General features: G+C 71.6%; 15 protein-coding genes. 9 read left to right on the plus strand and 6 right to left on the minus strand.

What is annotated here, in order from left to right; translation table 11 throughout:
• Positions 1 to 36 precede the first annotated feature (36 nt).
• A complete protein-coding gene (gene upp / locus QMF80_RS25915) occupies positions 37 to 672 on the plus strand; it encodes a uracil phosphoribosyltransferase (protein WP_283457272.1) in 636 nt (211 codons plus the stop codon).
• Between the two features lie 136 nt (positions 673 to 808).
• On the opposite strand, the gene QMF80_RS25920 is transcribed toward upp, so the two are convergent.
• Positions 809 to 1,471 (minus strand): LytR C-terminal domain-containing protein, encoded by a 663-nt coding sequence (locus tag QMF80_RS25920; protein ID WP_283457274.1) that lies wholly within the window; start codon positions 1,469 to 1,471, stop codon positions 809 to 811.
• Positions 1,472 to 1,573: 102 nt separating this feature from the next.
• Positions 1,574 to 1,870 (minus strand): type II toxin-antitoxin system VapB family antitoxin, encoded by a 297-nt coding sequence (locus QMF80_RS25925; RefSeq protein WP_283457276.1) that lies wholly within the window; start codon positions 1,868 to 1,870, stop codon positions 1,574 to 1,576.
• A gap of 88 nt (positions 1,871 to 1,958) precedes the next feature.
• Here QMF80_RS25925 and QMF80_RS25930 point away from each other — a divergent pair, with 88 nt between their 5' ends.
• Both QMF80_RS25930 and opcA read left to right on the plus strand, forming a co-directional pair.
• Entirely contained in the window at positions 1,959 to 3,560 is a 1,602-nt protein-coding gene (locus QMF80_RS25930; RefSeq protein ID WP_283457278.1) for a helicase HerA-like domain-containing protein, read from the plus strand.
• Between the two features lie 183 nt (positions 3,561 to 3,743).
• Positions 3,744 to 4,676, plus strand: a complete 933-nt coding sequence (opcA, locus tag QMF80_RS25935) for a glucose-6-phosphate dehydrogenase assembly protein OpcA (protein ID WP_283457280.1) — start codon at positions 3,744 to 3,746, stop codon at positions 4,674 to 4,676.
• 9 nt (positions 4,677 to 4,685) lie between these two features.
• Here opcA and QMF80_RS25940 read toward each other — a convergent pair whose 3' ends face one another.
• On the minus strand, positions 4,686 to 5,297 hold the full coding sequence (locus QMF80_RS25940; protein WP_283457282.1) for an HhH-GPD-type base excision DNA repair protein: 612 nt from the start codon (positions 5,295 to 5,297) through the stop codon (positions 4,686 to 4,688).
• Between the two features lie 119 nt (positions 5,298 to 5,416).
• Between QMF80_RS25940 and QMF80_RS25945 the strand changes: the two genes are divergently transcribed.
• Positions 5,417 to 6,229 (plus strand): VOC family protein, encoded by an 813-nt coding sequence (locus QMF80_RS25945; protein WP_283457284.1) that lies wholly within the window; start codon positions 5,417 to 5,419, stop codon positions 6,227 to 6,229.
• A 31-nt stretch (positions 6,230 to 6,260) separates the two neighbouring features.
• Here QMF80_RS25945 and QMF80_RS25950 read toward each other — a convergent pair whose 3' ends face one another.
• Positions 6,261 to 6,707, minus strand: a complete 447-nt coding sequence (locus QMF80_RS25950) for a molybdopterin-dependent oxidoreductase (RefSeq protein WP_283457286.1) — start codon at positions 6,705 to 6,707, stop codon at positions 6,261 to 6,263.
• An 83-nt stretch (positions 6,708 to 6,790) separates the two neighbouring features.
• Positions 6,791 to 9,559, minus strand: coding sequence for a molybdopterin-dependent oxidoreductase (locus tag QMF80_RS25955; RefSeq protein WP_283457578.1), 2,769 nt, complete (start codon positions 9,557 to 9,559; stop codon positions 6,791 to 6,793).
• Positions 9,560 to 9,865: 306 nt separating this feature from the next.
• Between QMF80_RS25955 and QMF80_RS25960 the strand changes: the two genes are divergently transcribed.
• Positions 9,866 to 10,051, plus strand: a complete 186-nt coding sequence (locus tag QMF80_RS25960) for a PucR family transcriptional regulator (RefSeq protein ID WP_349372241.1) — start codon at positions 9,866 to 9,868, stop codon at positions 10,049 to 10,051.
• 55 nt (positions 10,052 to 10,106) lie between these two features.
• Here the strand turns inward: QMF80_RS25960 and QMF80_RS25965 are convergent, their stop codons facing one another.
• Positions 10,107 to 10,565 (minus strand): TOBE domain-containing protein, encoded by a 459-nt coding sequence (locus QMF80_RS25965; protein ID WP_283457288.1) that lies wholly within the window; start codon positions 10,563 to 10,565, stop codon positions 10,107 to 10,109.
• Positions 10,566 to 10,720: 155 nt separating this feature from the next.
• Here QMF80_RS25965 and QMF80_RS25970 point away from each other — a divergent pair, with 155 nt between their 5' ends.
• The 4 genes from QMF80_RS25970 (at position 10,721) to QMF80_RS25985 (ending at position 13,053) form a co-directional block, all read left to right on the plus strand.
• A complete protein-coding gene (locus QMF80_RS25970) occupies positions 10,721 to 11,119 on the plus strand; it encodes a helix-turn-helix domain-containing protein (protein WP_283457290.1) in 399 nt (132 codons plus the stop codon).
• Positions 11,120 to 11,326: 207 nt separating this feature from the next.
• Positions 11,327 to 11,530: a cold-shock protein gene (locus QMF80_RS25975; RefSeq protein ID WP_283457292.1), complete on the plus strand. Its 204-nt coding sequence runs from the start codon at positions 11,327 to 11,329 to the stop codon at positions 11,528 to 11,530.
• A gap of 452 nt (positions 11,531 to 11,982) precedes the next feature.
• Positions 11,983 to 12,276 carry an SCO5918 family protein gene (locus QMF80_RS25980; protein ID WP_283457294.1) on the plus strand — a complete coding sequence of 98 codons (294 nt, stop codon included), beginning with the start codon at positions 11,983 to 11,985 and terminating at the stop codon, positions 12,274 to 12,276.
• 126 nt (positions 12,277 to 12,402) lie between these two features.
• Positions 12,403 to 13,053: an NAD(P)-dependent oxidoreductase gene (locus QMF80_RS25985; RefSeq protein ID WP_283457296.1), complete on the plus strand. Its 651-nt coding sequence runs from the start codon at positions 12,403 to 12,405 to the stop codon at positions 13,051 to 13,053.
• Positions 13,054 to 13,124: the final 71 nt, after the last annotated feature.

Raw genomic sequence — 13,124 nt, forward strand, 5'->3', positions numbered from 1 at the left:
GACCCGGGGCCCGGTCCGCCCGGTTACTGTGGAGTCATGCGGATTCATGTCGTCGACCACCCGCTGGTGGCGCACAAACTCACCACTCTGCGCGACCAGCGCACGGACTCCCCGACCTTCCGGCGGCTCGCCGACGAGCTGGTGACCCTGCTCGCCTACGAGGCCACCCGGGACGTCCGCACCGAACAGAGCGACATCGTCACTCCGGTCGGCCCGACGACCGGGGTCAAGCTCTCCTACCCGCGCCCGCTCGTGGTGCCGATCCTGCGCGCCGGTCTCGGCATGCTCGACGGCATGGTGCGGCTGCTGCCGACCGCCGAGGTGGGCTTCCTGGGCATGGTCCGCAACGAGGAGACCCTGGAAGCCTCCACGTACGCGACGCGCATGCCCGAGGACCTCTCCGGACGCCAGGTCTACGTCGTGGACCCGATGCTCGCCACCGGCGGCACGCTGGTCGCGGCGATCAAGGAACTGATCAAGCGCGGCGCCGACGACGTCACCGCCGTGGTGCTGCTGGCCGCGCCCGAGGGCGTCGAGGTCATGGAGCGCGAGCTGGCGGGCGCGCCGGTGACGGTCGTGACCGCCGCCGTGGACGAGCGGCTCAACGAGCACGGCTACATCGTGCCGGGCCTGGGCGACGCGGGCGACCGCATGTACGGCTCGGCCGAATAGCCGCACGCCCCCACGCCCGGAGGGCCGGACCTCCGGACCTTCGGACCTCCGGACCTCCGAACGTTCGGATACGACAGCGGGACCGCCGGAATCCGGCGGTCCCGCTGTCGTACCGGGATCAGGGCCGAGGCCGGGGTCAGCAGGTGGCGGCGGGCGCGGGCTTGGGGTTGGCCAGGAGGGCCAGCGTCTTGTCCGCGTCCTCCTTCTTGGTCAGTTCCTTGAAGGAGTCCCCGAGGATCAGGTCGATGTCCGTGCCCTCGCGCGTGTCGGTCTGCGGGGTGGCTCCGGCCAGCTGGGCACCGAGGACGGAGAAGGCGGCCTTGTCCGTCCGGGGCGAGCCCAGCAGTATCCCGGGGCCGGTCACCTTCTTGTCGAAGCCCGCGGGGGCGTTGCCGACCTGGCCGATGACGAACCCGCGTTTCTTCAGTTCCTCGCCGACGGCCTTGGCCAGACCCGCGCGCGGGGTGGCGTTGTAGACGTTGACGGTGATCTGGCCGGGTTGGGGCAGCCCGGCGGCCGGTTTGCCTCCGGCGCCGCCCGCCGTGTCGGTCTTGGCGACGGGTTTCGCGCTCGCGGCGGCCTTCGCGCAGTCCTTGGCGGCGGCGGAGCGCTTGCCGCCGTCGCCCCGGAAGACGCCGATGAGCTGCAGCCCCCCGTAGCCGAGCAGCGCGAGCGCGACGACCGCACCGAGCACGGCGAACACGATCCGCCGACGACGTCGGGGACGGTGCATGCGGGGGTAGGCGGCTCCCGTGACGCGGTACTTTCCGCCCATGCCGGGGGGAGTGAGCATGCTCATGGGCGGCAGCGTAGTGCGGCCCGGTGACGATGCCTACTCAATGATCTGTTCATAGGCCAAGGCCGACCCGAAAGGCGCAATCCAGGGGATACCCGGCGCCGCTCAGCCCAGTTCTAGGACGCGCGCGTGCAGCACCTGGCGCTGCTGGAGCGCGGCGCGGACGGCGCGGTGCAGCCCGTCCTCCAGGTAGAGGTCGCCCTGCCACTTCACGACGTGGGCGAAGAGGTCGCCGTAGAAAGTCGAGTCCTCGGCGAGCAGCGTTTCGAGGTCCAGCTGGCCCTTGGTGGTCACGAGCTGGTCCAGCCGGACCGGGCGCGGCGCGACATCCGCCCACTGCCGGGTGGTTTCCCTGCCGTGGTCGGGGTACGGCCGCCCGCTTCCGATGCGCTTGAAGATCACACGGAAAGCCTACCGGTCAAGGGCCTGCGGGCGCAGCCTCGTCGCCGTGGTGCAAAAGTGGCAGAGAGCGCTATTTCGGGAGTGATGCATGAGCGAGAGCAGTCACGAGAGCAACGAAACGGCGACGGCGGCCCCCGCGGCCGACCGGATCCTCGCCGGGTACGGCTTTACAGGACCGGCGCTCGACCTGGGGGCCCTGCTCTGGGACGGCGTCTGCCTCCCGGACCACCAGATCCGCATCCCACTGTCCATGCTCAACCGCCACGGCCTGGTCGCGGGCGCCACCGGCACCGGCAAGACCAAGACGCTCCAGCTGATCGCCGAACAGCTCTCGGCGAACGGGGTGCCCGTCTTCCTCGCCGACATCAAGGGAGACGTTTCCGGAATCTCCGCTCCCGGTGTCCCCGGCGAGAAGATCGAGGAGCGGGCGAAGGACGTCGCCCAGGACTGGCGGGCAACCGGGCATCCCTGCGAGTTCTATTCGCTCGGCGGAATCGGCCCCGGCATTCCGGTCCGGGCGACCGTGACCAGTTTCGGCCCGGTCCTGATGTCGAAGGTGCTCCAGCTCAACCAGACCCAGGAGCAGTCCCTCGGCCTGATCTTCCACTACGCGGATTCCAAGGGCCTGCAGCTGATCGACCTCAAGGACCTGCGGGCGACCGTCGCCTTCCTCGTCTCGGACCAGGGCAGACCCGAGCTGAAGGGCATCGGCGGCCTGTCCACCGTGACCGCCGGGGTGATCCTGCGCGCGCTCACCGCATTCGAACAGCAGGGGGCCACGGAATTCTTCGGAGAGCCGGAATTCGACACCAGTGAATTCCTCCGTACGGCGGCGGACGGACGCGGCACGGTGTCCGTCCTGGAACTGCCCGCGGTCCAGGACAAGCCGCAGCTCTTCTCCACCTTCCTGATGTGGCTGCTCGCCGATCTCTTCAGTGATCTGCCGGAGGTCGGGGACCTGGAGCAGCCGAAACTCGTCTTCTTCATCGACGAGGCGCACCTCCTCTTCAACGGCGCCTCGAAGGCCTTCCTCGACTCCATCACCCAGACGGTCCGGCTCATCCGCTCCCGCGGCGTCGGCATCTTCTTCGTGACCCAGACCCCCAAGGACGTGCCCGCCGACGTCCTCGCCCAGCTCGGCAACCGGGTCCAGCACGCACTGCGCGCCTTCACCCCGGACGACGCGAAGGCGCTCAAGGCCACCGTGCGCACGTTCCCCAATTCGGAGTACGACCTGGAGGAGCTGCTCACCCAGCTGGGCACCGGCGAGGCGGTGGTCACCGTGCTCAGCGAGAAGGGCGCGCCCACGCCGGTCGCCGCCACCCGGCTGCGCGCTCCGCAGTCGCTGATGGGGCCGATCGAGCCGACCGCCCTCGACCAGGCGGTGAAGGCCTCGCCGCTGTACCCGCGCTACGCCGAGGCCGTGGACCGGGAGTCGGCGTACGAGCGGATCAGCGCCGACCAGGCGGCAGCCGAGGCCGCCGCGGAGACGGCCGCGGCCGCCGCCGAGGCCGAGAAGGAGGCGAAGGAGGCCGCGAAGACGGCGCGCACCGCGCCCAGGCCGGACCCCTCGCTCGCCGAGAAGGTGGTCGGCAGCGGACTGTTCCGCTCACTGGCCCGGTCGGTCGGGACCCAGCTGGGACGGGAGATCTCCCGCTCGATCTTCGGCACGGCGAAGCGGCGGCGCTGACGGCACGGCGAAGCGGCGGCGCTGACGGCACGGCGAAGCGGCGGCGGTGACGGCACGGCGAAGCGGCGGCGGTGATTCCGCGGACCGGGACACGGCCGTGCCGGGCCCCGGTTTCCGTCCTCCAGGGGGGAATTGAGCCATCCGGGTGACGTCCCCGTACCCGTCGCTGAGAGACTCGTGGGCATGCGGACCGAACTCACCGACACCACCTCAAGCCAGGTCAACCGGGCCCTCCTGGAGGCCCGCCGCGCCGTCGGCAGTCCGGCCATGGGCCTGGTGCTGACCCTGGTCGTGGTCACCGACGAGGAGAACGCCTACGACGCCGTCCGCGCGGCCTCCGAGGCCTCGCGCGAGCACCCCTGCCGGATCATCGCGGTCATCAAGCGCACCTCGCGCGGGCCGCACAAGCTGCGCCAGACCCGGCTCGACGCGGAACTGCGCGTCGGCTCCGACGCCGGGAGCGGGGAGGTCGTCCTGCTCCGGCTGCACGGCGAACTGACCGCCCAGGCGGGCTCCGTGGTGCTGCCGCTGCTGGTGCCGGACGCGCCCGTGGTGGCGTTCTGGCCGGCCGACGCCCCCGCCGATCCGTCCCGCGACCCGCTGGGCGTGCTGGCCAAGCGGCGCATCACCGACGCCCAGTCGGCCCTGGACCCGGTGGCGATCCTGGACGAGCGGGCCGGTGTGTACACCCCCGGGGACACCGACCTCGCGTGGACCCGGCTGACCCCCTGGCGGGCGCTGCTGGCCGCGGCCCTGGACCAGAAACCGCTCCCCGTGACCGGCGGTTCCGTCGAGAGCGAGGGCGACAATCCGAGCGCCGAGCTGCTCGCGCGCTGGCTGGAGGACCGCCTCGGGGTGCCCATCACCCGGGTGACGACGGAGGGCCCGGTCATCACCCGGGTCCGGCTGGAGACCACCGGCGGCGAGATCAGGGTGGACCGGCCCAAGGGGGCGCTGGCCACGCTGGTGCTGCCGGGCAGCCCCGACCGCAGCGTCGCCCTGAAGATACGGAGCGACGCCGAGCTGATCGCGGAGGAACTGCGCCGCCTCGACGCCGACGAGGTCTACGGCTCGGCGCTGCGCCGCCGGCCGCTGCAGGCGGCCCTGACGACGTAGGCGGCGGGCTCAGTCGGCCGTCGCCCCGGCCGCCCCGTCGGCCTTCCCGGCCTTGGCGGCGGCCTTCATCTCCTGTTTGTGCGCCCGCACCTTGGCGAGCGAGCCCGGCCCGGTGATGTCGGCGGCCGACCGGTAGACCCCGGCGGCCCCGTAGCCGCCCGCCGCCTCCCGCCACCCCTTCGGCCGCACGCCGAGCCGCTTGCCCAGCAGGGCCAGGAAGATCTGGGCCTTCTGCTCCCCGAAACCGGGCAGCTCCTTGAGCCGCCGCAGCAGCTCGGCGCCGGTCCCCGCGTCCGCCCACAGCGCGGCCGCGTCCCCGTCGTAGTGCTCCACCAGGTACGCGCACAACTGCTGCACCCGCTTCGCCATGGCCGCCGGATAGCGGTGCACGGCCGGTTTGCGCGACAGCAGTTCCGCGAAGGCCTCCGGGTCGTGGGCGGCGATCGCGTGCGCGTCCAGATCGTCCGCCCCCAGCCGCTGGGCGATCGTGTAGGGCCCGGCGAAGGCCCACTCCATCGGCACCTGCTGGTCCAGCAGCATGCCGACCAGCGCGGCCAGCGGGCTGCGTCCGAGCAGCGCGTCGGCGTCCGGCTGCTGTGCCAGCCGCATCGTGATGTCCATGCCCCCAGCGTCGCGCGCGTCCGCGCTCCCCGCGCGGTCGCCGCACCGCGCGCCTAGCGTGAGGAGGCGACGGGTCACGTCGTAGCGAACGCCGTGCACGACTCAGGAGTCGATGGATCATGACCGAGTTCCCCGAAGGCGCGCCCTGCTGGATGGACGCGATGTTCACCGATGTCGAGGGTGCGAAGAGCTTCTACGGCGCGGTGCTGGGCTGGACGTTCGGCGAGGCCTCCAGCGAGCACGGCAACTACACGCAGGCGTACGTCGACGGCAAGGCGGTGGCGGCGGTGGTCCCGCCGATGCCGGGCCAGGAGGGGACCTCGCAGTGGTGCCTGTACTTCGCCTCGCCCGACGCGGCGGCGACCGCCGGGAAGATCAGGGCGGCGGGCGGTGAGGTGCTGATGGAGCCGATGCAGGTCGGCACCTTCGGCACCATGGCGATCGCCAAGGAGCCGAGCGGCGCGGTCTTCGGCGTCTGGCAGCCGGGGGACCACAAGGGCTTCGAGAAGGTGGCCGAGCCGGGCGCGTACTGCTGGGCGGAGGTCTTCAGCAAGGACCCGGCCAAGGCGGACGCCTTCCTTCCGCAGGTCTTCCCGTACGGCTCCCACCAGGTCGACCTCGGCGAGGCCCCGGAGGGCGTCGACATGGACTTCAAGGTCTTCAGCCTGGGCGGACCCGAGAACCCGGTGCTGGGCCGGATGAAGATGGGCCCCGAGTTCCCGCCGGAGATCCCCTCCTACATCCAGGTCTACTTCACGGTCCCGGACTGCGACGCGGCGGTCGCCAAGACCACGGAACTCGGCGGAACGCTCCACTTCGGGCCGATGGACAGCCCCTTCGGGCGCTTCGCGGCGGTCACGGACCAGCAGGGCGCGGCCTTCGCCCTGATCGACATCACGAAGACGGTCGGTGAGATGCCCGCACTGACCTGAGGCGGGCGCGGCCGTAGGGGTCCGGCGCCGCTCAGGTGCCCAGGTCCGGCGCGGTCAGGGCGCCGAACCACACGTGGGTGACCGCGCTGACGTAGCGCGCCCCGCAGCGGTCCGAGGGCACCACCAGCTGGCTGCCCGCCACGTCGAGGTCCACCCCGTCCATGCGGGTGGCCAGCAGGACCGGACTGTCGCCGAAGTCGGCGTCCAGTTCGGCCCAGGACAGGACGGTGTGGTGGCCGTCCCCGCCGCTCACCGCGAGCAGGAAGCGCGAACGGTCCTTGCGGCGGCGGGGGTTGAAGGCCGGCCCCGCGTCCGCCACCACCTCGCGCAGCAGCGGGCCCTCGAAGACGTGGCGCTGCGGGCCGTTGGTGGCGCAGTCGAACACCACCTCGGCCCGGTGCTCCCGCCACTCCCGCAGGTCGGCGACGCTGAGGGTCACCGGGTGGTCCAGGTCGCCGTGCAGCATGAGTTTGCCCATGGGGACGTCATGCCCGGCTGGACGCGTTCCGGAAACTCAGCTGCCAGGTTCATCTCACGATGTGGGTCGCAGGTGGGTGAGGATCAGCTGGATCCGGGTCGCATCTTCTGCCAGACGACGTCCCGGGTGACCGGCAGCTCCGTGAACCGCACGCCCGTCGCGTCCCGCAGCGCGTTCGCGAAGGCCGGCGCGACCGGGTTGAACGGGCTCTCGGACATGGACTTGGTGCCGAGCGGCCCGATCGCGTCCGAGGTCTCCATGAAGTGCACCTCCGTGCGCGGGACGTCCGCGTACTGCGGGAGCCGGTAGCGCCGGAAGGCCGCCGTGGTGACCTCCCCGCGCTCGTCGACGCGTACGGTCTCGAACAGCGTCGCGCCGAGCGCCTGGGCCACCCCGCCCTCCACCTGGCCGCGGCACTGGAGCGGGTTCATCACCTTGCCCGCGTCCGCCGCGTGCACGCTGCGCAGGATCTTCATCTCGCCCGTGTCCGGGTCCACGGCGAGGCGGAACCACTGGGCGTTGAAGGCGACCGAGCGGGGCGAGCCGCCCCAGTGGCCGTCCGCCGCCGTCTCGTCGAGCTTGCCCTGGTCGTACGCGGCCTCGTACAGCTCCTTGAGCGTGACGGTCCGGCCCGCGCACTCGAAGGCCTCGGCCTCCAGCGTGCACAGGTGCCGGGCCACGCCCGTGTGCCGGGCCGCGAAGGTCTGGAGCCGCTCCGCGAGGGAGCCCGCCGCCAGCAGCACCGCCTTGCCCGCCACCACCGTGCCCGCCGAACCGAACGCGCCGGTGTCGTGGCGGACGACGTCCGTGTCCGACTGGCGGACCGCGATCCGGTCCACCGTGGTGTTCAGCGCGCCCGCGGTGATCTGCTGGTGGACGGTGGTCGTGCCGTTGCCGAACTCGGCCGTGCCGACCGCGATGTCGTACGTACCGTCGCGCAGCAGACTGACCCGGGCGTCGGCGAAGTGGCCGCCCGGCGGGCCGGTCGCGATCATCGCGATCGCCGCGCCCGTCCCGGTGAGCCAGCCCTCCGGGACGTCCTTGTGGCTGCGGTCCTCGGCGATGGCCTTGCGCACGACGTCCATGCACTGCTTCATCCCGTACGAGGCGATGAACAGGTCCTCCTCGTGGCCGATCGGGGTCACCATGGGGTCGCCGGGGCCGATGACGTTCTTCTCGCGCAGCACGAGCGGGTCCATGCCGAGCCGGAGGGCGAGTTCGTCCATCACCGATTCGAGGGCGAAGAGGACCTGGCCGAGGCCGTAGCCGCGGAAGGCGCCCGCCGGGACGCCGTTGGTGTAGACGGAGTACGCCTCCACCTCCTTGTTCGGCGCCTTGTAGACGGCGAAGGACTCGCCGACGCTGTGGAACATGACCGCCGGGCCGTGGTTGCCGTAGGCGCCGGTGTTGGAGAGCACCCGGATCCGCAGCGCGGTGAGGGTGCCGTCGGCCTTGGCGCCGATCTTGATGGTGATCTTGAAGGGATGGCGGGTGGTGGCACCGTAGAACTGCTCGGCCCGGGTGAATTCGAGTTTCACCGGGCGCCGCAGCTTCAGGGCGGCGAGGACCACGATGTCCTCGGTGAGCATCTCCTGCTTGCCGCCGGACCCGCCGCCCACGCGGCCCGCGACGACGCGGACCTCGTCCTCGCCGAGGTCGTAGAGGGCGCACAGCGCCCGCCGGGTCAGGAAGGGAGCCTGGGTGGAGGAGCGGACGGTGATGCGCTCGCCGTCGCCCTCCTCCTTGGGTTCGAAGTACGCGACGCTGCCGTGGGTCTCCAGGCTGGCGTGCTGCACGCGCTGGGTCTGGAAGGTCTCCTCGAGGACGACGTCCGCCTCCGCGTAGCCCTTCTCCATGTCGCCGTGCGTGTGGTGGACCTCACCGCACACGTTGTTCTCGGCGCGGAAGATCCCCGACTCGGGGCCCTTGGGGTGGAGGACGGGCGCGCCCGGCAGCATGGCCTCCTCCGGGTCGATCACGTACGGCAGTTCCTCGTACGTGACGACCACGCGGCGGCAGCCCTCCTCGGCGGCCTGCTCGCTCGTCGCGACGACGGCGGCCACCCGCTGGCCGACGAAGCGCACCACGTCGTCCAGGACGCGGGTGTCCATCGGGTCCTCGGTCGGGTGCTCGTGGCGGGCGGAGGAGTACAGCCGCTCCGGGGCGTCGTGGTGGGTGAGGACGGCGTGCACGCCGGGGACCTGAAGGGCGTCCCGGGTGTCGATGCCGACGATGCGGGCGTGCGGGTGCGGGGAGCGCAGCAGCTTCATGTGCAGCAGCCCCGGGACCTCGACGTCGAAGGTGTAGCGGGCGGTCCCGGTGACGACCTGGGGACCGGCGGGCGCGCCGAGGCTCTTGCCGACGGCCTGGCCCGCGCGGGGGGTTTCGGTGTGCTTCACCCCGCGTACGGCGTCCTCGATGGCCCGGTAGCCCGTACAGCGGCAGATGTTGCCCTTGAAGGCACGCGGCAGGTCGTCGAACTTGCCGTCGTCGGCGGCCGTGCCGCGCCCGGCCTCCAGGGCGGCCGTGGTCATCAGGAACCCGGCCGTGCAGAAGCCGCACTGGAAGCCCTGCGCGTCGAGTAACTTCTGCTGTACGGGGTGCAGTTCGCCGTCCGGTTCGCAGAGCCCCTCGACGGTGGTGACGCTGCGGCCCTCGGCGCGGACGGCCGGGTAGAGGCAGCTGTGCACCGGGCGGCCGTCGACATGGACGGTGCAGGCCCCGCAGTCGCCCTGGTCGCGGCCCTTCTTCACGCCGAACCAGCCCCGGTCGCGCAGGTAGGTGCGCAGGCACTGGCCGGGGCGCGGCTCGGCGTCGAAGCGGCATTCGTTGATGTCGATCTCGAAGCTCATCGGGTCCTCCGAGAGGGCGCGTGCGTCGGGGGAGAGCGCGCGGCGGACTTCCTCGGCCAGGCGCAGGCCCATGTGGCGGCGCCAGGCGGGCAGGCCGTGGATGTCGTCGTACCAGTCCGCGTCGGTGACGGCGGCCTCGATCGCGGCGCGCAGTTCGGCGGCGGTGGGCGGCAGCGGGAACCAGAAGCGGAAGGGGCGCGCGGCCGTGATGGTGACGGTGAGCGAGCCGTCCCGCGGGTCGCGGGCGTACCGGCCGAGGTACGGGCGGTGTTCGGGGCGCGGACGCTGGGGGCGCTGGGGGACGGGATGCTGCGGGAGACCCTGGAGGTGTTCCTCGCGAACAACTGCTCCTGGACGCGCACGGCCGAGGCACTGCACCTGCACGTCAACACCGTGCACTACCGGATCGAGCGGGTGGAGGCGCTGACCGGCCGGGACCTGTCCCGCCTGGACCACAAGCTCGACCTGTACGCGGCGCTGCGCTGCGCGTAGGGCGCGGCATCGGCGCCGGCGCCGGGGCCGGCTGGGCCGGGCCGGATGGAACCGGTCAGGGCGCCAGGTCGATGTGCACGTTCGTGGACTTCACCCGGGCGGTGACGGTCACCCCGACCTCGATGCCCAGCTCCTCGACCGACTCCCGGGTCACCAGGGACACCACCCGGTGCGGGCCCGACTGGATCTCCACCTGGGCCGCCACGTCGTCCACGCGGACCCCGGTGACGATCCCGGCGAAGGCGTTGCGCACCGAGGTGGCCGCCCCGGCCTCCGGCACCGGGTGCAGCCCGGTGGCCCGTTCCTTGGCGAAGGCGGCGAGGGCGACCCCGTCGATGGCGCGGGCGCCGCTGCCGGATCCGCCTCCGGGCCCGCCTCCGGGCCCGCCTGCTTCACGGGAGCGCGCTTCAAGGGGGCGGGACGCGGGCAGGCGTCCGCTGTCGGTCCAGCGGCGGACGGTTTCCGGACTGACGCCCAGCAGGTTCGCGGCCTGCCCGATCGAGTACGACGGCACGCCCGCACTGTAGCGGCCGGGCTCCCGGAGGTCCCGGGCGGTTGTTCGATGAGTAGAGAATATCTGTTCCAGCGGCAGTAGACTTTATTGAGCAATCTCGATAGCTTCCGGGCATCGGCCGGAGGTTTCCGGCCGGACCGACCGGAAAGGTTTCTGTGTCATCCCCACCATCCGAACCGCAGCCGCCGGACCCCGATCATTTCGACGACGACGACTACCCGGCCTACACCATGGGCCGGGCGGCGGAGATGACCGGCGCCACGCCCGCCTTCCTGCGCGCCCTGGGTGAGGCGGAAATGATCACGCCGAGGCGGTCCGAGGGCGGTCATCGCCGGTACTCCCGCCACCAGTTGCGCATCGCCGCGCGGGCCCGCGAGCTGGTCGACCAGGGCGCTCCGGTCGACGCCGCGTGCCGCATCGTCATGCTGGAGGACCAGCTGGAAGAGGCCCGGCGGGTGAACAACGAGCTACGCGGGACTGGCGGGATATCTGCTATCGCGGATACAGAAACTATGTTCAAGGGGCCCCCAGTTCAGGCGAATTCGAATAACTGACGGACAGCGGCGCCGGTCAAGGGCGTGGTACTGTCGAATCAGTTGCAGTTGTGGTTCCCAAAAAACGACAAGCGCTTCCGACCTGGTGTTCTAGCCGGCGGACGCGCTTTTTGTTTCCGGTGCTTTCCGGTACGGGGCAATCATCGCGGCGACGCGGGGCTCGCACACTGCGGCCCCCGGAACTGCCCCGTTTGAAGGAGATTTGACATGGCTACTGGCACCGTGAAGTGGTTCAACGCTGAAAAGGGCTTCGGCTTCATCGCTCAGGACGGCGGCGGCGCTGACGTCTTCGCCCACTACTCGAACATCGCTTCCCAGGGCTTCCGCGAGCTCCAGGAGGGTCAGAAGGTTTCCTTCGACGTGACGCAGGGCCCCAAGGGCCCGCAGGCGGAGAACATCGTCACCGTCTGATCGCCGAGGCGACTTCGCCGGGGCCCGCACCTTGGGTGCGGGCCCCGGTTCGTTTCCCGGCCCGTTCCTCCGCGACGTGTCGTACCAGGAGGGTTCTTCATGGACCGCACCACGGACACGAACAGCACGTTCACGGCGCTCCCGAGCCCGCTTCCGCCCGCGATCCCGCTCCCGCCGCCGGGGCGCACCGCCGGGCACCGGGCCGGAGCGCGGCGCCCGCTGGTCCCCGTACCGGCTCCGACGTGGAACCCGGCCGCCGGGTCCGCCCCCTTCGCGTGGTCGCTGGAGCTGAGGCTCGCGACCGCCGTCGGTCGAGCACCCCGCGCGCGGGCGTGCAGCGGCACTCGCCGCCGCTCCCGCACCCTCCACGTCACCCGAACCATTCCCGTCACCCGTAGTACCCCTGACCGGAAAGCCGGGCAGGGTCGCGTCCGCCCCGAGGAGGTACCACCATGCGCGTTGTGATCGCCCGCTTCCCCTTCGACCTGAGCAAGAGCGAAGTGGAGGCATCCATGAAGGGCGTCGCACCGCAGCCGATCACCCCCGCCTCCGTCGCGTCGGTGACCATCGGCCGTCGCGTGTACCCGGTGAAGCAGGTCGGCCAGGTCATCACTCGCCAGGACCCGCGGGACTTCACCGCCAACGAGGTGGTCCGGGCGCTGACCCGGCTCGGCTTCACGTGCCAGCCCGCCCTCGCCCCCGAGGAAGCGGCGCCCCCGGCCGGTGACGGCGTCAACCTCTGGTAGCCCGGAACCCCCGGCAGACCGGAGACTCCTGCGGGCTCGTCCCCGAGCGGCCGTGCATCACGTGTCACGCGTCACACACCTGTGTCGCGTTTCGCGTGACACGGCCCTCCGGGTCAGGCTGAGCGCATGAGACTGCTCCTCCTCGGCGCCACCGGCCCCACCGGTCTGCACGTCCTCGGCCGGACCCTCGACGAGGGCCACACCGTCACCGCGCTGGTGCGCAGCCCCCAGAAGCTCCCCCGGCCCGACGAGGGGTCCCGCGACCGGCTCACGGTCCTCGTCGCGGACGTGGCGGACCGGCGGGACGTAGCCCGGGCCGCGGCCGGTCAGGACGCCGTCCTGTGCACGATCGGCGCGGGCCGGAACCTGACCTCCGACATCATCGGCCGGACCGCGGCCGCGCTGATCCCCGCGATGCGGGAGGCGGAGGTCGGCCGCCTGGTCTTCCTGTCCTCCTACGGCGTGGTGGTCGGCGACACCGCCGACGGCGCGTCCCTGTCCCAGCGGTTCTTCTACCGCACGCTGCTGCGCAAGATCTACGCCGACAAGGCCCGGGCCGACCGCGAGTTGCTGGCCAGCGGCCTCGACGTGACGGTCGTCCACCCCGTACGCCTCACCAACGGCCCTTTCACCGGCGACTACCGGGCCGTGGAGCACGCCCGCTTCACCGGCATGCCGGGCATGAGCCGCGCGGACGTGGCCCACTTCATGGTCAGCCAGCTCCAGGACCCCACCTGGTCGCGGCGCGTCGCCGTACTGGCCCCGCCGTCGAAGTGACCCGCGTCACATCCGGCTGCGGTCTGATGAGTCCTGCCTTCCCCAGCGGTCCAAGAGGCGACACCACTGAG

Source organism: Streptomyces sp. G-G2 (genome assembly GCF_030063135.1).
In the GTDB taxonomy this organism is placed as follows: domain Bacteria; phylum Actinomycetota; class Actinomycetes; order Streptomycetales; family Streptomycetaceae; genus Streptomyces.